The organism is Rhodopseudomonas sp. AAP120 (assembly GCF_001295845.1).
Classification (GTDB): Bacteria; Pseudomonadota; Alphaproteobacteria; order Rhizobiales; family Xanthobacteraceae; genus Rhodopseudomonas.
Genome location: NZ_LJIC01000048.1, coordinates 1 through 18,795, shown reverse-complemented (window position 1 = coordinate 18,795; position 18,795 = coordinate 1). Strand labels below are relative to the sequence as shown.

22 protein-coding genes are annotated in these 18,795 nt (G+C 67.2%); 14 read left to right on the top strand and 8 right to left on the bottom strand.

Features of this window, described 5'->3' with window-relative positions; translation table 11 throughout:
* The first annotated feature begins 63 nt into the window (after nucleotides 1-63).
* Genes IP86_RS08850 through dnaQ form a run of 4 tightly spaced genes read left to right on the top strand, consistent with a single transcriptional unit; the run spans nucleotide 64 to nucleotide 2,853 of the window.
* A complete protein-coding gene (locus IP86_RS08850; RefSeq protein WP_054162170.1) occupies nucleotides 64-903 on the top strand; it encodes a pyruvate, water dikinase regulatory protein in 840 nt (279 codons plus the stop codon).
* A complete protein-coding gene (locus IP86_RS08845) occupies nucleotides 900-1,508 on the top strand; it encodes a Maf family protein (protein WP_054162152.1) in 609 nt (202 codons plus the stop codon). The genes IP86_RS08850 and IP86_RS08845 overlap by 4 nt, the downstream gene beginning before the upstream one ends.
* 10 nt (nucleotides 1,509-1,518) lie before the next feature.
* Nucleotides 1,519-2,118: a dephospho-CoA kinase gene (gene coaE / locus IP86_RS08840; protein WP_054162151.1), complete on the top strand. Its 600-nt coding sequence runs from the start codon at nucleotides 1,519-1,521 to the stop codon at nucleotides 2,116-2,118.
* A 39-nt stretch (nucleotides 2,119-2,157) separates the two neighbouring features.
* On the top strand, nucleotides 2,158-2,853 hold the full coding sequence (gene dnaQ / locus IP86_RS08835) for a DNA polymerase III subunit epsilon (protein WP_054162150.1): 696 nt from the start codon (nucleotides 2,158-2,160) through the stop codon (nucleotides 2,851-2,853).
* 204 nt (nucleotides 2,854-3,057) lie between these two features.
* Here dnaQ and secB read toward each other — a convergent pair whose 3' ends face one another.
* On the bottom strand, nucleotides 3,058-3,528 hold the full coding sequence (gene secB / locus IP86_RS08830; RefSeq protein ID WP_054162149.1) for a protein-export chaperone SecB: 471 nt from the start codon (nucleotides 3,526-3,528) through the stop codon (nucleotides 3,058-3,060).
* A 439-nt stretch (nucleotides 3,529-3,967) separates the two neighbouring features.
* On the opposite strand from secB, the gene IP86_RS08825 reads away from it, so the two are divergent.
* Genes IP86_RS08825 through IP86_RS08815 form a run of 3 tightly spaced genes read left to right on the top strand, consistent with a single transcriptional unit; the run spans nucleotide 3,968 to nucleotide 6,798 of the window.
* Nucleotides 3,968-4,675 carry a Tim44/TimA family putative adaptor protein gene (locus IP86_RS08825; protein ID WP_054162148.1) on the top strand — a complete coding sequence of 236 codons (708 nt, stop codon included), beginning with the start codon at nucleotides 3,968-3,970 and terminating at the stop codon, nucleotides 4,673-4,675.
* Complete coding sequence (mltA, locus tag IP86_RS08820; protein WP_054162147.1) at nucleotides 4,653-6,200, top strand: murein transglycosylase A; 1,548 nt, start codon at nucleotides 4,653-4,655, stop codon at nucleotides 6,198-6,200. The genes IP86_RS08825 and mltA overlap by 23 nt, the downstream gene beginning before the upstream one ends.
* A 4-nt stretch (nucleotides 6,201-6,204) precedes the next feature.
* Complete coding sequence (locus IP86_RS08815; RefSeq protein WP_054162146.1) at nucleotides 6,205-6,798, top strand: Smr/MutS family protein; 594 nt, start codon at nucleotides 6,205-6,207, stop codon at nucleotides 6,796-6,798.
* Nucleotides 6,799-7,146: 348 nt separating this feature from the next.
* On the opposite strand, the gene hslU is transcribed toward IP86_RS08815, so the two are convergent.
* From hslU to hslV, 3 genes are all read right to left on the bottom strand, one after another.
* Nucleotides 7,147-8,451 carry an ATP-dependent protease ATPase subunit HslU gene (hslU, locus tag IP86_RS08810; protein WP_054162145.1) on the bottom strand — a complete coding sequence of 435 codons (1,305 nt, stop codon included), beginning with the start codon at nucleotides 8,449-8,451 and terminating at the stop codon, nucleotides 7,147-7,149.
* Between the two features lie 68 nt (nucleotides 8,452-8,519).
* Nucleotides 8,520-9,131, bottom strand: a complete 612-nt coding sequence (locus tag IP86_RS08805) for a DUF2585 domain-containing protein (protein WP_197279704.1) — start codon at nucleotides 9,129-9,131, stop codon at nucleotides 8,520-8,522.
* Nucleotides 9,128-9,697 carry an ATP-dependent protease subunit HslV gene (hslV, locus tag IP86_RS08800; RefSeq protein WP_156332445.1) on the bottom strand — a complete coding sequence of 190 codons (570 nt, stop codon included), beginning with the start codon at nucleotides 9,695-9,697 and terminating at the stop codon, nucleotides 9,128-9,130. The genes IP86_RS08805 and hslV overlap by 4 nt, the downstream gene beginning before the upstream one ends.
* Nucleotides 9,698-9,900: 203 nt before the next feature.
* On the opposite strand from hslV, the gene hisB reads away from it, so the two are divergent.
* From hisB to coaA, 7 genes are all read left to right on the top strand, one after another.
* Nucleotides 9,901-10,494 (top strand): imidazoleglycerol-phosphate dehydratase HisB, encoded by a 594-nt coding sequence (gene hisB, locus IP86_RS08795; RefSeq protein WP_054162142.1) that lies wholly within the window; start codon nucleotides 9,901-9,903, stop codon nucleotides 10,492-10,494.
* Between the two features lie 25 nt (nucleotides 10,495-10,519).
* A complete protein-coding gene (locus IP86_RS08790; protein ID WP_054162141.1) occupies nucleotides 10,520-11,038 on the top strand; it encodes a DUF2628 domain-containing protein in 519 nt (172 codons plus the stop codon).
* Complete coding sequence (hisH, locus tag IP86_RS08785; protein WP_054162140.1) at nucleotides 11,035-11,685, top strand: imidazole glycerol phosphate synthase subunit HisH; 651 nt, start codon at nucleotides 11,035-11,037, stop codon at nucleotides 11,683-11,685. The genes IP86_RS08790 and hisH overlap by 4 nt, the downstream gene beginning before the upstream one ends.
* Nucleotides 11,682-12,419 (top strand): 1-(5-phosphoribosyl)-5-[(5-phosphoribosylamino)methylideneamino]imidazole-4-carboxamide isomerase, encoded by a 738-nt coding sequence (hisA, locus tag IP86_RS08780; RefSeq protein WP_054162169.1) that lies wholly within the window; start codon nucleotides 11,682-11,684, stop codon nucleotides 12,417-12,419. Before hisH ends, hisA begins: the two co-directional genes overlap by 4 nt.
* A 10-nt stretch (nucleotides 12,420-12,429) precedes the next feature.
* Complete coding sequence (gene hisF, locus IP86_RS08775) at nucleotides 12,430-13,197, top strand: imidazole glycerol phosphate synthase subunit HisF (protein ID WP_054162139.1); 768 nt, start codon at nucleotides 12,430-12,432, stop codon at nucleotides 13,195-13,197.
* Between the two features lie 65 nt (nucleotides 13,198-13,262).
* Nucleotides 13,263-13,586, top strand: a complete 324-nt coding sequence (locus IP86_RS08770) for a phosphoribosyl-ATP diphosphatase (protein WP_054162138.1) — start codon at nucleotides 13,263-13,265, stop codon at nucleotides 13,584-13,586.
* Nucleotides 13,587-13,681: 95 nt separating this feature from the next.
* On the top strand, nucleotides 13,682-14,638 hold the full coding sequence (gene coaA, locus IP86_RS08765; protein WP_054162137.1) for a type I pantothenate kinase: 957 nt from the start codon (nucleotides 13,682-13,684) through the stop codon (nucleotides 14,636-14,638).
* 139 nt (nucleotides 14,639-14,777) lie between these two features.
* On the opposite strand, the gene olsB is transcribed toward coaA, so the two are convergent.
* The 4 genes from olsB to IP86_RS08745 form a co-directional block, all read right to left on the bottom strand.
* Nucleotides 14,778-15,737 carry a l-ornithine N(alpha)-acyltransferase gene (olsB, locus tag IP86_RS08760; protein WP_054162168.1) on the bottom strand — a complete coding sequence of 320 codons (960 nt, stop codon included), beginning with the start codon at nucleotides 15,735-15,737 and terminating at the stop codon, nucleotides 14,778-14,780.
* A gap of 160 nt (nucleotides 15,738-15,897) precedes the next feature.
* Nucleotides 15,898-17,802 (bottom strand): ATP-binding protein, encoded by a 1,905-nt coding sequence (locus IP86_RS08755; protein ID WP_054162136.1) that lies wholly within the window; start codon nucleotides 17,800-17,802, stop codon nucleotides 15,898-15,900.
* Between the two features lie 113 nt (nucleotides 17,803-17,915).
* Nucleotides 17,916-18,398 (bottom strand): hypothetical protein, encoded by a 483-nt coding sequence (locus IP86_RS08750; protein ID WP_054162135.1) that lies wholly within the window; start codon nucleotides 18,396-18,398, stop codon nucleotides 17,916-17,918.
* A 105-nt stretch (nucleotides 18,399-18,503) separates the two neighbouring features.
* Nucleotides 18,504-18,795 (bottom strand): magnesium chelatase subunit ChlI family protein (locus tag IP86_RS08745; protein WP_502693993.1); only part of this gene is annotated, 292 nt, incomplete at its 5' end.

Genomic DNA, 18,795 nt, shown 5'->3' with positions numbered 1-18,795 from the left:
TCGGCCGCGGTGCCGCAATCCGGCGGCTTTCGCCCCGCTGTTCACAGGATACACAGGGTCATGATGCTGACCGACGGCAGCTATTTTCACCTTCACCTGGTGTCGGATTCGACCGGCGAGACTCTGATCACGGTGTCCCGCGCGGTCGCGGCGCAATATGCCAACGTCACGCCGGTCGAACATGTGTATCCGCTGGTGCGCAGCCAGAAGCAGCTCGACCGCGTGCTGCAGGAGATCGAGGAATCGCCCGGCATCGTGCTGTTCACTTTACTCGAGAGCGAACTGGTCAACCGGCTCGAGGCCAAGTGCCAGGAGATCAACAGCCCGAGCCTGTCGATCATTGGTCCGGTGATGCAGCTGTTCGAAGCCTATCTGGGCGCCTCGACCACCGGCCGGGTCGGCGCGCAGCACACGCTCAATGCCGAATATTTCCAGCGCATCGACGCGCTGAACTATTCGATGATGCATGACGACGGCCAGCACGTCGAAGGCCTCGAAGAGGCCGACGTGGTGCTGGTCGGCGTGTCGCGCACCTCGAAGACGCCGACTTCGATCTATCTGGCCAATCGCGGCATCCGCACCGCCAACGTGCCGCTGGTTGCCGGCATTCCGATTCCGCATCAGCTCGAGACCTTGAAGAAGCCGCTGGTGGTCAGTCTCCACGCCTCGCCCGAGCGGCTGATCCAGGTACGTCAGAACAGACTGCTCAGCCTCGGTGCCGGCTCCGGCAATGATTCGTATATCGACAAGCAGGCGGTGACCGACGAGGTGCTGCTGGCGCGCAAGCTCAGCGCCAAATACGGCTGGGCGCTGCTGGACGTCACACGCCGGTCGATTGAGGAAACCGCGGCGGCGATCATGAAGCTGCTCGCCGACCGGCAGCGTCAGAGGGTTTCCGAATGACGCTGTGGCTCGGGCCGCAGCCTCTGGTGCTGGCGTCGCAGAGCCGCGCGCGTCAGGCGCTGCTGGGCAATGCGGGCATTCCGTTCGACGCGATTCCGGCCGACATCGACGAGCGCGGCATCGCCAAGGCCTCGGGCCTGTCGGCGCCGGGCGAGATCGCCGGCCTGCTGGCGCGGGAGAAAGCCGCCTTCGTGTCGAATCGCCACCCTGGCCGGCTGGTGCTGGGTGCCGATCAGACGCTGGCGCTCGGCGCCCGCGGCTTCAACAAGCCGGCGGATCGCGCCGAGGCCGCCAGGCAGCTGCGCGAACTTGCCGGGCGTCGCCACGAGTTGCATTCGGCGATCGCGTTGGTGCGCAACGGGCTGGTGCTGTTCTCCGACGTGGTGATCGCCCGGATGACGATGCGGCCGCTGACCGACGACGAGATCTCCGCCTATCTGGACCAGGCCGGCGACAAGGCGACCTCCAGCGTCGGCGGCTATCAGGTCGAAGGCCTCGGCGTGCATTTGTTCGATGGCATTCACGGCGATCACTTCACCATTCTGGGGCTGCCGCTGTTGCCTCTGCTGGCCTTTCTGCGTAGCCAGAAATTGCTGACGTTTTAGGGGAGCGGCGATGCTGGTACTTGGACTGACCGGGTCGATCGGAATGGGCAAATCGACCACCGCCAAGCTGTTTCAGGAAGCGGGCTTGCCGGTCTACGACGCCGACGCCACCGTGCATAAGATCTATGAAGGCGAAGCGGTGCCGGCGATCGAAGCGGCGTTTCCCGGCGTCGTCGTGAACGGCAAGGTCGACCGCGCGTTGCTCTCCGCCAAGGTTGTGCACGACGCCGCAGCGATGAAGCGGCTCGAGCAGATCGTGCATCCGATGCTGCGCTCGCATCACCAGACGTTTCTCGACGACGCCGAGTCCTCCGGCGCCGCGGTCGCGGTGGTCGATGTGCCGCTGCTGTTCGAAACCGGCGGCGAGAAGCGCGTCGATGCGGTGGTGGTGGTGACGACCTCGCCGACCGTGCAGCGCGAGCGGATTCTGGCGCGCGACAACATGACGCCGGAAAAGCTCGACGCCATCCTGGCGCGGCAGATGCCCGATGCCGAGAAGCGCAAGCGCGCCGATTTCGTGGTGGATACGTCGCACGGGCTCGACCCGGTGCGGGCGCGGATCCAGGAAATCCTCGCCGCGGCTGCTAAGATGCCGCGTCGCCGGCCTTGATTCGGCGGCGCCCCTTTCCAGCGAGCCATCCGTCCTCCGATGCGTGAAATCGTTCTCGATACCGAAACCACCGGCCTCGATCCGCTGCGCGGCGACCGGCTGGTCGAGATCGGCTGCGTCGAGATCTTCAACCGGATGCCGACCGGGCAGGTGTATCATCGCTACATCAATCCCGAGCGGGACATGCCGGCCGAAGCCTTCGCGGTGCACGGGCTGTCAGCCGAGTTTCTCGCCGACAAGCCTCTTTTCGCCGAGATCGCCGACGAATTCGTCGAGTTCATCGGCGACGCGCCGCTGGTGATCCACAACGCCTCGTTCGACATCGGCTTCATCAATGCGGAGCTGGGGCGGCTGTCGCGCGCGGCAATCCCGCGCGAGCGGCTGGTCGATACGCTGCTGCTGGCGCGGCGCAAGCACCCCGGCGTGTCGAACCGGCTGGACGATCTGTGCTCGCGCTATGCGATCGACAATTCGCGCCGCACCAAGCACGGCGCGCTGCTCGACGCCGAACTGCTGGCCGAAGTCTATATCGATCTGATCGGCGCCCGGCAGTCGCAGCTGATTCTGGCCGAAGTGCCGTCGGAACGCACCGGCGTCGGCGGCGACACCCCGCGCCGGCAGCGCCCGATCGCGCTCACCCCACGGGTCACCGATGCCGATCTCGAAGCTCACCGCGCCTTCATCGGGCTGATGGGCGAGAAGGCGATCTGGAACGAGTACACGGCCGGCGCCTGACCTGCCGCGTTCAGTCAGATTTCATCACGTCAGGAAGCGACGGGTCCGATCCTCATGCTGAGGAGCCGCGCCTTGGCGCGGCGTCTCGAAGCATGGGCCAAGTATTCCGTGTGACCATCCTTCGAGACGCCCGGCTGCGCCGGGCTCCTCAGCATGAGGTCTTCCGGGTGGAGAACGGCCAACGAGGCTTGGCGAAGCCGAATCTCAGCTCGGCTGGCCCTGCTGCGCCCGCTCGAGATTCTGGCGATACAGGCCGACGAAATCGACCGGGTCGAGCATCAGCGGCGGGAAGCCGCCGTCGCGGACCGCACTCGAGATGATCTCGCGGGCGAACGGGAACAGCAGCCGCGGGCATTCGATCATGATCAGCGGGTGCAGGTTTTCTTCCGGAATGTTGACGATCCGGAACACGCCCGCATAGGCCAATTCGAAGCTGAACAGCACGCTGCTGCCGGACTCGGCCTTGCCCTCGATCGACAGCGTCACTTCGTATTCGGTGTCGGCGAGCTTGTTGGCGCCGACATTGATCTGGATGTTGATCGCCGGCTGGTTCTGCTGCGGCGCCAGCGACGCCGGGGCGTTCGGGTTCTCGAACGACAGATCCTTGGTGTACTGTGCCAGCACGTTGAGCTGCGGAGGAGCGCCCTCGGGGGGAGCGCCGTTGCCGTTGGTCATCGAAATCTCTCCTGGGGCGAGCGCGGGACGATGCGGCCGGGGCGGCGGCATTCACGCGAAGGGCGGGTGAAAGTGTCGGCGAGTGGCTATCATAGGCCCGCCGCCGTCCACAAGGTCGACCGAAGCTGCATCCGCCGGCCGAAGCCGGCGGCGCCGGGGCGGTGGTCGCGGGCCGCGGCCGGACCTGCCTAAATCACTGGCGCGATGAACTTTCTTACAATGATGCGGTTTCCCCGCTGCGACGAAGGGCTTACATTCAGCCGGATCGAAGCCCGGGCGTGGCGGGACGGCACTTGCCAACCGGCCCGGCTGTGCCAAAACGCGCCATTGGACGGGCCAAGTTCCTCACTACATCTGAGGGCCGGCCCATCGTGATTCTGGGCCCCCGGTCGCCGGCGCACAGCGCGCCCGACCGGCGCCGATGAGAAAGTGAAGCGACGTGGATATCTACACCATCATCTTTCTTGCGCTTGCGGTGTTCATTTTCCTGCGTCTGCGCAATGTGCTGGGTCAGAAGACCGGCAACGAGCGGCCGCCGTTCGATCGCGCGGCGGCGCGGGATGTGCTGCCCGGCAAGCCGGACGGCAATGTCGTGCCGATGCCCGGCTCGGTGATCGATCCGGTGCCGAACGCGCCGAGCGCCGATGTCGTGCCGCCGTCGGATCGCTGGAAGGGCATCGCCGAGCCGGACTCGCCGCTGGCCCACGGCCTCAACGCCGTCCTGGTCCAGGACTCCTCGTTCGACGCCAACCACTTCCTCACCGGCGCCAAGAGCGCCTACGAGATGATCGTGATGGCGTTCGCCAATGGCGATCGCCGCGCGCTGAAGGACCTGCTGTCGAGCGAGGTCTATGACAGCTTCGAAGCCGCCATCAAGGATCGCGAAAAGAACGAGCTCAAGACCGAGACCCGCTTCGTGGCGATCGAGAAGGCCGAGCTGACCAGCGCCGAGGTGCGCGATCACACCGCGCAGCTCACCGTCAGGTTCGTGTCGCAGATGATCTCGGTAACCCGCGACAAGTCCGGTGCGATCGTCGACGGCAACCCCGACAAGGTCGCCGACATCACCGACGTCTGGACCTTCGCCCGCGACGTCAGCTCGCGCGATCCGAACTGGAAGCTGGTTGGGACCGGCGCCGGCCAGTAACGCCCGCGGTACGGCGCGCGCCGTCTGGGCGCGCGGCGTGCTCGCCGCGGTGCTGCTGACTCCTCTGTCGGCGGACGCCGCACACCGGCACCACGCGTCGCGACATCACCACCATCACGCCGCCGCAAAGCGGCCGGTTCAGCCGGTCTGGCCGATCGAGATCCCCGGCGCCCGATACGCGCCGACGAGCTGGGATCAAGTCACCGGCTGGGGCACCGACGATCAGCTCGCCGCCTTCAGGACTTTTCAGGTAAGCTGCCGTCCGATCCTGGCGAGCCGGGGCAAGGCTCCGTCCGATTCAAAGCCGCTCGGTGCCTCGCTGGTCGAGCCCTGCGGTGCCGCACGGGCCGCTCACGTCACCGACAGCGCGTCGGCCCGCACCTTCTTCGAACAGCATTTCCTGCCGGTCGAGATTTCCCGGCTCGGCGAGGACGCCGGCTTCGTCACCGGCTATTACGAGCCGGTGGTCGAAGGCTCGCGGGTGCAGACCGACGTCTATAACGTGCCGGTGTATCGGCGGCCCTCCAACCTGTTCGTTCGTGGCTATCAGCAGGACGCCGCGCTGCCGAATGGCGGGCCGGTCTATCGCAAGATCGGCCGGCGCAAACTGGTGCCGTACTATGACCGCGCTGCGATCGAGGACGGCGCGGTGGCCGGCCGCGGGCTGGAGATCTGCTGGCTGAAGAACCAGACCGATCTGTTGTTCTCGCAGATCCAGGGCTCGGCGCGCGTCAAGCTCGAGGACGGCAGCTTCATCCGAATCAATTACGACGCTCACAACGGCTATCCCTACACGCCGGTCGGCCGCATTCTGATCGATCGCGGCATCATCCCCAAGGAGCAGATGTCGATGCAGCGCATCCGCGAATGGATGGATGCCAATCCGGACGGCGCCAAGGAGCTGCGCCGCGCCAACCGCTCCTATGTGTTTTTCCGCGAGGTCAAGCTGAAGGACGACGACGAGGCGGTCGGGGCGCAGGGCGTGCCGCTCACCGCCGGTCGCTCGATCGCGGTGGACAAGGCGCTGCACGTCTACGGCACGCCGTTCTTCATCACCGGCGAACTGCCGGTGGCGGCGGTCGATGCCAAGACGGAATTTCGCCGCCTGATGGTGGCGCAGGACACCGGCTCGGCGATCGTCGGCCCGGCGCGCGCTGATTTGTACTTCGGTGCCGGCGCCGAGGCAGGCGCGGTGGCCGGCCGGATGCGGCATCCGATCCGCTTCGTGATGCTGATGCCGAAGAGTCTCGATCCGCTGGCGCGCGGGCGCACCCTGCCGCTGCCCGAGCCGCGGCCGTCGGCCAGGATCGCCAAGCTGTTCCCGCAAACGCCGGCGAAAGTCAGCCCGCCCGCGTTGCCGCCGGAAGCCAAGCCTGCCGATACGGCGGCGGCATCTCCCGCCGCATCGCCGGCCACGCAGGCGGTGCCCACGCCGCAGCCCCGTCCGGATGCCGCGCCCGCCACCGTGCCGCCGCGCGAGCAGCGCCGCTCCGACGGACGCTCGCAGCAGCGGCCGACGCCGTGATGCCATGAAGCGCGTCATTCCTCCGCTCGATCCTCCGGCGCCGCGGCGCAAGCGCCACCTCAGCGAGGAAGAGCGCGCGCTGTGGGACAGCGTCGCCAAGCAGGTCAAACCGCTGCGCGGCCGTCCGCGGCTGACCAGGATCGAACTGACTGCAGCCCCGGACGCACCCGTCGCCAAGCCGCCTGCCCCGCCGCCATCGCAGCAGCCGATCAAGCGCCCGGCCAAACTCGCAGCGCCGATGAGCCCGCCGCCGCTTGCCACCTTGGGGCGCCGCGAGCGCTCGCATCTGTCGCGCGGCCGCACCGACATCGATGCGCGGATCGATCTGCACGGCATGACCCAGGCGCGCGCCCATCACGCGCTGCTGCGCTTCCTGCAGCGCGCCAGTCACGACGGGCTGTCGTTCGTGCTGGTGATCACCGGCAAGGGCGGCCGGCTCGGCGGCGATCCGGAACGCGGCGTGCTCCGCCGCCAGGTGCCGCATTGGCTGGGCCTGCCGGAATTCCGCAGCTACGTCGTCGGCTTCGACGAAGCCGCCCTCGGCCACGGCGGCGAAGGCGCGCTGTATGTGCGGGTGAGGCGGGCGCGCGGTAGTTAGCAAGCTCGAGGAAGATTAGTAAGCCTTTGATCTTATCCAACGACGCATCCATCCACGGCCGTCATCACCCGCGCATGCGGGTGATCCAGTATTCCAGAGCGACTGTTACTTAGCCGCCGCAGACTCTCTGCGATACTGGGTCGCCCGGTCAAGCCGGGCGATGACGTCGGAGAACGGGGAGAGGCCGGTAGTTAGCCGAAACGCATCACAACACAACGCTAGTCATTGCCGGGCTTGACCCGGCAATCCATCGTCTTGCGAAGAAGGATGGATGCGCGGGTCAAGCCCGCGCATTACGTTTGTAGTTGTGGCGATGCTCGCGGGAGCGCGGGAGCGAGCGACGATCACTTACAGAATAAACCGGCTCAGATCCGTATTCTTCGCCAGGTCGCCGACGTTCTTCTGCACGTAGTCGGCGTCGATGCGGATGGTTTCGCCGCCGCGGTCGGGGGCCACGAAGGAGATGTCGTCGAGGACGCGCTCCATCACGGTCTGCAGCCGCCGCGCGCCGATGTTTTCGACCGTGGAGTTGACCGCGACCGCGACGTCGGCGAGCGCATCGATGGCGTCGTCGCCGAATTCCAGCGTCACGCCCTCGGTCTGCATCAGCGCCACATATTGCTTGAGCAGCGAGGCTTCCGGCTCGGTCAGGATGCGCCGCATGTCGTCGCGGCTGAGTGCATTGAGTTCGACGCGGATCGGCAGGCGGCCCTGCAGTTCGGGCAGCAGGTCGGACGGTTTGGCGATGTGGAAGGCGCCGGAGGCGATGAACAGGATGTGCTCGGTCTTCACCGCGCCGTGCTTGGTCGACACCGTGGTGCCTTCGATCAGCGGCAGCAGGTCGCGCTGCACGCCCTCGCGCGAGACCTCGCCGCCGCTGCGGCCGTCGCGCACGCAGATCTTGTCGATTTCATCCAGGAAGACGATGCCGTTGTTCTCGACCGCGCTGATCGCTTCTTGCACCAGCTGATCGTTGTCGAGCAGCTTGTCGGCTTCTTCATTGACCAGGATCTCGTGCGAGTCGGCCACGGTGAGCCGCCGCGTCTTGGTGCGGCCGCCCATCTTGCCAAAAATGTCGCCGAGCGAGATCGCGCCGATCTGCGCGCCGGGCATGCCGGGGATTTCGAACATCGGCGATCCGCTGCCGCCCGCCTGGGTCTCGACCTCGATTTCCTTGTCGTTGAGCTCGCCGGCGCGCAGCTTGCGTCGGAACGAGTCGCGCGTCGCCGCGCTGGAGCCCGGTCCGACAAGTGCGTCGAGCACGCGCTCCTCGGCGGCGATCTGAGCGCGCGCCTGAACGTCCTTGCGCTTCTTCTCGCGGACCTGCGCGATCGCCACTTCGACGAGATCGCGGATGATCTGCTCGACATCGCGGCCGACGTAACCGACCTCGGTGAACTTGGTGGCTTCGACCTTGAGGAAAGGTGCGCCGGCGAGCTTGGCCAGCCGCCGCGCGATCTCGGTCTTGCCGACGCCGGTCGGGCCGATCATCAGGATGTTCTTCGGCAGCACCTCTTCGCGCAAGGACCCTTCGAGCTGCAGCCGCCGCCAGCGGTTGCGTAGCGCGATGGCGACCGCGCGCTTGGCGTCGGCTTGGCCGACGATGAAGCGGTCGAGTTCGGAAACGATTTCGCGGGGGGAGAAGTCGGTCATGGGGCCTACGTAGGGTCAGTCGGAGTGAGGAACAAGCGGTCAGATGCGAGCCGCCCGATGCAAAGCTGTCAGATGATGGGCGGTCCCGCTTGCCACTGCCGGATGGCATCGAACGGATGAATCAGCATGATGATGTTGAGCGTCAGGTTGTCGCGGATGTGCAGCCCGACCAGCACTTCAAACAGCAGCGCAACGGCAATCGTCACGACGACCGGCAGCCGCCACGCCAGCACGAAGCCGAAGATCATCGCCAGCGTGTCGGCGACCGAATTGACGATGCTGTCGCCGTAGTAATCGAGCGAGATCGTGCCGGCGCGGTAGCGCTCGATGATGAAGCTCGAATTCTCGGTCAGCTCCCAGGCGCCTTCGATCAGCACCGCCACAATCAGCCGCGTGGCCCACGACCAGCGTGGCAGCAGCAGCCGCGTGCCGGCGTAGAACAGGAAGCCGTGGATGATGTGCGAGAATGTGTACCAGTCGGTGAGGTGCTGCGAGTTCTCCGAACTCTGCACCACGCCGTGCCACAGCTTGACGGTGCCGCAGGTGCAGATCGGCACCCGTCCCATCGCCCACAGCGCGACGGCCTGCACTACCAGTAGGGCCACAACGACTGTCAGCGCCCAGCGAACCGGCAGGCCGGTCGCGGACGCCGCCGGCCGTTCGGCCCGCGCCATGCTCATGCGGGCAGCGTCTCGATGGTGAGATTGCCGTTGGTGTAGACGCAGATCTCGGCGGCGATGCCGAGCGATTTGCGCACGATGGTCTCGGCGTCCTGGTCGGTGTCGATCAGCGCGCGGGCGGCCGCCAGCGCGTAATTGCCGCCGGAGCCGATCGCCATCACGCCGGCTTCCGGCTCGAGCACGTCGCCGGTGCCGGTCAGCACCAGCGAGACGTCCTTGTCGGCGACGATCATCATGGCTTCGAGCCGGCGCAGATAGCGGTCGGTGCGCCAGTCCTTGGCGAGCTCGACGGCGGCCCGGGTGAGCTGGCCGGGATATTGCTCGAGCTTGGCCTCGAGCCGCTCGAACAGCGTGAAGGCGTCGGCGGTGGCGCCGGCGAAGCCGCCGATCACCTCACCCTTGCCGAGCTTGCGGACCTTCTTGGCGTTGGCCTTGATCACGGTCTGGCCGATCGAGACCTGGCCGTCGCCGCCGACCACGACCTTGCCGCCCTTGCGGACCGTCAGGATGGTGGTGCCGTGCCAGCCGGGGCTTTGGGACGAGCCTTCGCCCGCCGCGGAATACATATTCATGGGAAACCTTTCGCGAGCGCTGATCTAGGCACGACCACGCCGGCTTGCAAATCTCCGGACCATCGGACGCGGTCGGGCGGTGCCTGCAAACCGGTCACCATAGGACGAAGATCGGGACGCCGTTGCGCCCCGTGCAGTAGCGAAGGCGTCATCCGCCTGTTAAAAGGACGCCGTTTTCGCAAGGAGAGGCCGCTTTCATGCGCACGGCGACGATCAAGCGCAAGACCCGCGAGACCGACATCGAGGTGACCGTCAATCTCGACGGCACCGGCGTGTCCAATTCGGCGACCGGGATCGGCTTCTTCGACCATATGCTGGAGCTGCTGGCCAAGCACTCCCGGATCGACATCACCGTCAAGGCGGTGGGCGATCTGCATGTCGACTTCCACCACACCACCGAGGACGTCGGCATCGCGCTCGGCCAGGCGGTCAAGCAGGCGCTCGGCAATATGGCGGGCATCACCCGCTATGCCAGCATGCTGATGCCGATGGACGAAACCCTGACCCGGGTGGTGATCGACGTCTCCGGCCGGCCGTTCCTGGTGTTCAAGGCGGAGTTTCCGCGCGACAAGATCGGCGAGTTCGACACCGAGCTGGTGCGCGAATGGTTCCAGGCCTTCGCCATCAATGCGGGCGTGACTCTGCACGTCGAGACCCTATATGGGCTGAACAGCCACCATATCGCGGAATCCTGCTTCAAGGGTCTGGCGCGGGCGCTCCGCGCGGCCGTGGCGATCGATCCGCAAGCGGCGGGCGAAGTGCCTTCGACCAAGGGTCAGCTCGGCGGCTAGCGCCGTCCAGCGGCGGAGATAGTTGATGCCGGTCTTTACAGTTCATGCGCCCCCGGCGGACGCCGACGAACGCAGCGCCGCGCCGGACCGCTTCGTGTTCGTGCGCGACGGGTTCTATGTCTGGGCGTTCGTGTTCGGGCCGTTGTGGCTGCTGACGCGGCGGCTGTGGCTGGCGCTGCTCGGCTATGTGGCGCTGTCGGTGGCGGCTAACGTCGCGCTGAGTGCGCTCGGCGTCGCGTCCGGCCCTCGGCTCGTGGTGCTGCTGCTGATCGCCGCCCTGCTCGGCCTCGAAGCCGGCAGCCTGTGGCGCTGGACGCTGCGCCGCCGCGGCTGGCGCCAGCTCGACGTCGTGGTCGGCGACGACCTGCCCGGTGCCGAACGGCGGTTCTTCGATCGCTGGTCCGGCCGCCAGCCGGCCCCGGTCAGCTTCTCGCTGCCGATCGACCGCGGCGCCCCGCCGCCGACCCGCGGCATGCCGCTGCCGGCGTCCTCGATCCATGGCGACATCGTCGGCTCGTTCCCGCGCCCGGGAGGGCTGCGATGAGCGTCGCGATCGTCGATTACGGCTCCGGCAATCTGCACTCGGCCGCCAAGGCGTTCGAGCGCGCGGCGCGGAGCATGGAGACCCCCGAAAAGATCATCGTCACCCGCGATCCCGAGCAGGTGTTTCGCTCCGACCGCGTGGTGCTGCCCGGCGTCGGCGCCTTTGCGGATTGCCGCAAGGGGCTGGATGCGATCGACGGCATGGTCGAGGCGCTGAACGAGACGGTGCGGGTCAAGGCGCGACCGTTCTTCGGCATCTGCGTCGGCATGCAGCTGATGGCGACGCGCGGCAAGGAGCACGTCACGACGGACGGTCTCGGCTGGATTCCCGGCGATGTGGTCAAGATCGCGCCGAGCCAGGAGGATCTGAAGATCCCGCATATGGGCTGGAATACGCTCGACGTGCTGGCGGATCACCCGGTGCTGGAGAAGCTGCCGCTCGGGCCGAAGGGCCTGCACGCGTATTTCGTGCACTCCTTCCACCTCGCCGCCGAGAACGAGACCGACGTGCTGGCCCGCGCCGATTACGGCGGCCCGCTCACCGCGGTGGTCGGCCGCGACACCATGCTGGGCACCCAGTTTCACCCCGAAAAGAGCCAGCGCTTCGGGCTGGCGCTGATCTCGAATTTTCTGAAGTGGAAGCCGTGATTCTCTTCCCCGCGATCGATCTCAAGAACGGCCAGTGCGTGCGGCTCGAACAGGGCGACATGGCGCGCGCCACGGTGTTCAATCTCGATCCCGCCGCGCAGGCGAAAAGCTTCGCGGCGCAAGGCTTTGCGTATCTGCACGTGGTCGATCTCGACGGCGCCTTCGCCGGCAAGCCGATGAATGCCCAGGCCGTCGAGGCGATGCTCAAAGTCGTGTCGATGCCGGTGCAACTCGGCGGCGGCATCCGTGATCTCAAGACCATCGAAGCCTGGCTCAGCAAAGGCATCAGCCGCGTCATCATCGGCACCGCCGCGGTGCGCGATCCGGCGCTGGTGAAGGACGCCGCCAAGCAATTCCCCGGCCGCGTCGCCGTCGGACTCGACGCCCGCGACGGCCACGTCGCGGTCGAAGGCTGGGCGGAAAGTTCGCAAGTCACCGCGCTGGAGATTGCGCAGCGGTTCGAAGATGCCGGCGTTGCCGCCATCATCTTCACCGACATCGCTCGCGACGGCCTGCTGAAGGGCATCAACTGGGACGCCACCATCGCGCTGGCGGATGCGATCAGCATTCCGGTGATCGCCTCGGGCGGCCTCGCCTCGATCGAAGACGTGAAAACCCTGCTCAGCCCGCGCGCCGCCAAGCTGGAAGGCGCGATCGCCGGGCGGGCGCTGTATGACGGCCGGCTCGATCCGGCGCAGGCGCTGGCGCTGATCGGCGCCGCCAAGGCCGCGTAAGGACGCCGCGATGTTCAAGGTCCGCGTCATTCCCTGCCTCGACGTCAAGGACGGCCGCGTCGTCAAGGGCGTCAACTTCGTCGATCTGCGCGACGCCGGCGATCCGGTCGAGGCCGCGATCGCCTATGACGCCGCCGGCGCTGACGAGCTGTGCTTCCTCGACATCACCGCCACTCACGAGAACCGCGGCATCATGCTGGACGTGGTGCGGCGGACCGCCGAGGCTTGTTTCATGCCGGTGACGGTCGGCGGCGGCGTGCGCACCGTCGACGACATCAAGACGCTGCTGCGCTCCGGCGCCGACAAGGTCTCGATCAATTCGGCCGCGGTGGCGCGGCGCGAATTCGTCAAGGAAGCCGCCGAGAAGTTCGGCGACCAATGCATCGTGGTGGCGATCGATGCCAAGCGGGTGCCGAACAAGGACCGCTGGGAAATCTTCACCCATGGCGGCCGCAAGGGCACCGGGATCGACGCGATCGAATTCGCCCAGGAAGTGGTGTCGCTCGGCGCCGGCGAGATCCTGCTGACCTCGATGGACCGCGACGGCACCAAATCCGGCTTCGACCTGCCGCTGACCCGCGCGATTGCCGACAGCGTCGGCGTGCCGGTGATCGCCTCGGGCGGCGTCGGCAATCTCGACCATCTGGTCGACGGCATCCGCGAGGGCCATGCCACCGCGGTGCTGGCGGCCTCGATCTTCCATTTCGGCGAATACACCATTCGTCAGGCCAAGGATCATATGCTGCAGGCCGGATTGCCGATGCGGCTCGATCCTTAGCCGATCCCTGGTGTCACGCCGGACGGCGCGTTAGTCTCGCACCGGCAGAACTGTAGAGTACGCGTATGCCCCGCTTCACCCTTCACGACCTCGCCGGCATCATCGACGCCCGAGCCGCCTCGAGCGGCGACGTCTCCTACACCAAGAAGCTGCTCGACAAGGGCGCCGAGCACTGCGCCAAGAAGTTCGGCGAGGAAGCGGTCGAGCTGGTGATCGCCACGGTCGAGAACGACCGCACCAATCTGATCGCCGAGGCCGCCGACGTGCTGTTCCACATGCTGGTGCTGCTGAAGGCGCGCGGCGTGACGCTGGGCGAGGTCGAAGCCGCGCTCGGCCAGCGTACCTCGATGTCGGGCCTGGAAGAGAAAGCCGCGCGCAAACGCGAGTAGCGCGGCTGCGCCGCAACGCGGTTCAACTCAATCATCGGCCGCCGGCCGCAACAACAACAAAAGCCGGTCACGGCAACAAGGCGAGGAACGACGCGATGGACGCCAGGTCGGAACTGCACCACTACAACCCCTACCGCACGTTCTCGCGGTCGGAGTGGGCCAATCTGCGCCAGGACACGCCGATGACGCTCGACGCCGCCGAAATCGCGGCGCTGAAATCGATGCACGACCGGCTCGATCTCACCGAGGTCGAGGAGATCTATCTGCCGATGTCGCGGCTGCTCTCGATCCACGTCGCCTCGATGCAGCAGCTGTACTACGCGCAGCGCCGCTTCCTCGGCGTGGTCGAGCGCAAGATGCCCTACATCATCGGCGTCGCCGGCTCGGTGGCGGTCGGCAAATCGACCACCGCGCGTGTGCTGCAGGCGCTCCTGGCGCGCTGGTCGCCGCGGCCGAAAGTCGACATGGTGACGACCGACGGCTTCCTGCACCCCAACGCGATCCTGGAGCGTGCCGGCATCCTGCAGAAAAAGGGCTTCCCCGAGAGCTACGATCTGCCGGCGCTGCTCGGCTTCCTCAGCGACATCAAGTCCGGCCGCCGCAAGGTCAAGGCGCCGATCTATTCGCATCTCACCTACGACATCGTGCCCAACAAGTTCACCGTGGTGGACCGCCCCGACATCCTGATCGTCGAGGGCGTCAACGTGCTGCAGACCGGCCGGCTGCCGCGCGACGGCAAGGCGGTGCCGGTGGTGTCGGACTTCTTCGACTTCTCGGTCTATATCGACGCCGAGGAGCCGGTGCTGCGCGACTGGTACATCAAGCGCTTCCTGGCGCTGCGCGACACCGCGTTCCACGATCCGCGCTCCTACTTCCACCGCTACGCGCCGCTGTCCGACGAGGAAGCCACCGCCACCGCGATCGCGATCTGGGAACGCACCAACCTCGCCAACCTCGAGGACAACATCCTGCCGACCCGGCCGCGTGCGACGCTGATTTTGAAGAAGGGCGCCGACCACGTGGTGGACTCGGTGGCGTTGCGGCGGTTGTAGAGTCACCTCAAAGCAGACAGGTTTGCCGCGTCATTGCGAGCGCAGCGAAGCAATCCAGCTCTGTGCACCGAGCTGGATTGCTTCGTCGCTTCGCTCCTCGCAATGACGGCGGATGCGTTCGGCAGCAAGCGAGAACTAATTAAGCCGCGTGGCGCGACGCGTCGACGCCGAAGTGCTCGATGTAGCGGCTGCTGATCGCCGACACCGGCATGATGATCAGCACATCGGTGGTGCCGAACTGATGGTCGATCACCGCGCCCTCGCCGATCGTGGCGCCGAGCCGCAGATAGCCTTTGATCAGCGGCGGCAGTTCGCGCAGCGCGGCCTTCTGGTTGACCGCTTCCTTCGGCATCCGGTTCATTTCGACGTAGCGCGACGGATGCGCCTTCGCGCGCCAGGCTTCGGGCGCGGCGGCGTAGTGGTGCAGGAACGACAGCGGCAGCGCCAGCTGCTCCGGATCGGTGCCGTCGAAGCTGGCGCAGCCGATCATCACGTCGACGCCGTGCTGACGGACGTAGCTCCAGATGCCGTGCCACAGCAGTTCGACCGTGCGCTTGTTGCGATACGGCGGCAGCACGCAGGAACGGCCGAGTTCGAGGAAGCGCAGTTGCGGATGCCGCGCGATCATGCCGGCGATGTCGAATTCGTTCTGCGTGTAGAAGCCGCCGTGGCGGTCGGCGATCTCCTGGCGAAGGAGCCGATAGGTGCCGACCACCGGCTGCTTGCCGCTCAGCGACGGCTTGGCGGCATGATCGATCACCAAGAGATGGTCGCAGATCTTGTCGAACGCGTCCTTGTCGCGCCGCGCCAGCATCGTGGCGGCGTCGGCGATCGCGGTGCCGTCCTTGTAGAACACGCGATAGCGCAGCTTCTGGGCGCGCTTAATGTCCTGCTTCTTCTGCGCCAGCCGCACTTCCAGCGCGCCGAGCCGGCCGAGCGTCGCCGGCGTCAGCGTCGGCTGCGCGATCGGCTTGCCGTGGTCGCCGATTTTCAGCGCCGGCTTGAACCAGGTGATCGCGGTCTGTGCCGCGGCGCCGGCGACGTCCGGGCGCAGCAATTTGATGAATTTCTTCGAGCGGGCAAATTGGTCGGTGTGCATGGCATCCTCGTGACCGCCTGCCACCGAATCGCGTGGTGCGCGGCCTGCGCGCATCAAAGATCACGGGGTTCCGACAGCGTTGTGACACATCGATTGCCGCTGCATGACACGTCGCTGAACGTCGCCCCGGACATGTAGGTTTGGTAACAGGCTGCCGCAGCTACACGGCCACCGGGCGCATCGCGGCAATGTCGGCGAGAAGATCGGCGAGCTTGTCGCGATCGAGCGGCTTGATCAGCACGCCGTCCATGCCGGCCGCTAGGCAGGCGTCGCGATCCTCGGCCAGCGTATTGGCGGTGAGCGCCAGAACCGGTGTGCGCGGTGTTGCGACGGCCGCTTCGTGCGCGCGGATCTGCCGGCAAGCCGCGAGGCCGTCGATCAGCGGCATCTGCAGATCCATCAGCACCAAGTCGAACGGTGTGCCGTCATTCAGCGCCCTGAGCCAATGCTGCACGGCCTGCCGGCCGTCGCCGGCCAGCACGGCGCGGTGGCCGAGCTTGTCCAGCATCGCGCGGATCAGCAGTGCGTTGATGTCGTTGTCTTCGGCGACCAGCACCGACAAACATCGCCCGGAGCTTGGCGGCGCGAAGCCGGGCGGCTCGCCGTCGGCGATCCCGGGTGCGGCGACGTCGACCAACGCGCCGAGCCGCGCCGCTAGCGACGCCGCACGTAGCGGTTTGACCAGATAGCCGGTGAAGGCGGCGGGTAGTTCGGGAAGAACCTCCGATCGCACCGACGGCGTCAACAGCACGATGCGCTGCGCCACATAAGGCACTGCGCGCTGCGCCAGCGCCTCGGCGGCCTGCCGGCCAAAACCGATATCGATCAGGATCGCGGTCCAGCACTGCGCCTGCAGCGCCGCGCCGGCCGCGTCGGGATCCGACAGCACGCGGGTCTGCGCGCCCCAGCGCTGCAGCCGCCGGGCGACCAGCTCCGCCTCGATGGGCTGCGGCGCGGCGATCAGCACTGCCTGGCCGGCGAGATCCGGCACGGCCCAGCGAGCCACCGCTTCGGCCTCGGCGGCGGCGAGCGGCAGCGAGACCGTGAAGGTGCTGCCGGCGCCCGGCTGGCTGCGCAGCGTGATCCGGCCTCCCATCCGGCGGACGATCCGCTCGCTGATACTCAGTCCCAGCCCGGTGCCCCCATAGGTTCGGGCGATGGCGTCGTCGGCCTGTTCGAACTCGCCGAAGATGCGCTGCTGCGCCTCCGCCGCGATCCCGATCCCGGTGTCGCGCACCACAAGATCGATCTCGCCGTCCCGGCCACCGGGCGTAGCGATCAGGGCCACGCCGCCCTTGTCGGTGAACTTGATGGCGTTGCCGGCGAGGTTGAGCAGCACCTGACGCAGCCGTGCGGCGTCGCCGATCAGCCGCGCGGGCAGCCGCTCGTCGACATCGGCGGCGATCTCGAGGCCGCGCGCCTGCGCCCGCGGCGCCAACAGCTCGGTGACGTCCTCGATCAGCGGTGCCAATGCGTACGGGTCCTGTTCGAGCTCGATCCGGCCGGCGTCGATCCGGGCGTCGTCGAGGAATTGGTCGACCAGCGACAGCAGCGATTCGGCGGAAGTCTTCACCGCGCGCGCATAGGTCGCCTGCTCGGCCGACAGCGGGGTGTCGAGCAGCAGCCTGCTCATCCCGATCACGCCGCTGAGCGGCGTGCGCATCTCGTGCGACGCCATCGCCAGCAGCCTGGATCTGGCCCGTGCGTCGGTCTCGCCGCGGGCCGCGATGGGATCAGGCGCCACGCGGCGCTCGCGCGCCTCGTGCAGCTCCCAGTTGCGGTCCGTCAGGGACTCGTTGTGCAGGATCACGGCGCGCAGTCGCTGCTGCAGCCGTCGCAGCCGCAGGCTCTGTACCGCCAAGGCGACGCAGCACGATCCCATCAGCAGGCTGACGCCGAGCGTGACGAACCACGGGCCGGCCTGTGGGAGCACGACGCCGATGACGCCGATCGCGCCGGCGCAAGCCGCCGCCAACACCACGGCGGAACGCAGCACGCCGGCGAGCCGTGGAAACCGGCGCGCGAAAGCCCGGCGTCTCGATCCGATCCGCAGCCCCGGCCTCATACGTCCACCTGATCCTCCGGCATCGCTGCCCGGCAGTATCGGTGATCGGCGTTGCAAAGAGTTTGAAACGCACGCGTCGATCGGCGCGCGATGCCGACAGGGTTGACCGAAGCTTAAGAGTTGCGGCCGAGCGCTGCGGTGCTGATCGGCAAATGGCGCGCCGACGCGCCGACCAGCAGCGCGGCGGCTTCGCGCTCGCTGAACCGGGCGGAGCGCACGAAGATCCGGTAGTCGGCATCGCTGTCGGCGTCGTGGGTCAGATAGATCAGCGGCTCGCCCGCCGACGGATGCGCGGCGATCGCGACCAGGCGGTTGTCCGGCGCCGCGCAGGCGCTATGTTCGTCGGTGACGGCGTCGTCCGACACCGCGAAGTCGGCGGCGTCCGGATCGTCGACGATCTGCACCCGCACGGTGGCGCGCGACGGATCGTCGGTGAAGCCGACATGGAGCTGCGCCATCCAGGAGGCGGGCGCGATCTGCACCACGCGGTCGCCGGCGGCGATGCAGGGCTGCGGCCCGGCGATCAGTTCGCTGCGCGCGAACAGACCGAGCAGCAGCAGCGGAACGGCCGAGGCCAGAACCCGGAAACGCAACATCACAACGCCTCGCCAACGCCAGCCCCGATACGCGGGGCTATGGTTCGCAGAGCGTAAACAAAGGTCGTTACCAGCAGGTTGATGGGCAACGAACCCGATTCACCATCACGCCGCGTGGCGGACGTCTTCGCCGAGCGCCCGGTAGGACAGCGCCTCGGCGAGATGCAGTCGGCCGATCGTCTCGCTGCCGTCGAGATCGGCGAGCGTGCGGGCGACGCGCAGGACGCGGTGATAGCCGCGCGCCGACAGCCGCATGGTTTCGGCGGCGTCGCGCAGCAGCTTGAGGCCGGCTGCGTCGGGCTGCGCGACGGTCTCCAGCGCGGCGGCCGGGGCTTCGGCATTGGTGCGGACCTGCGGCAGGCCGAGCCCGGCGTAGCGGCGGCGCTGCACGTCGCGC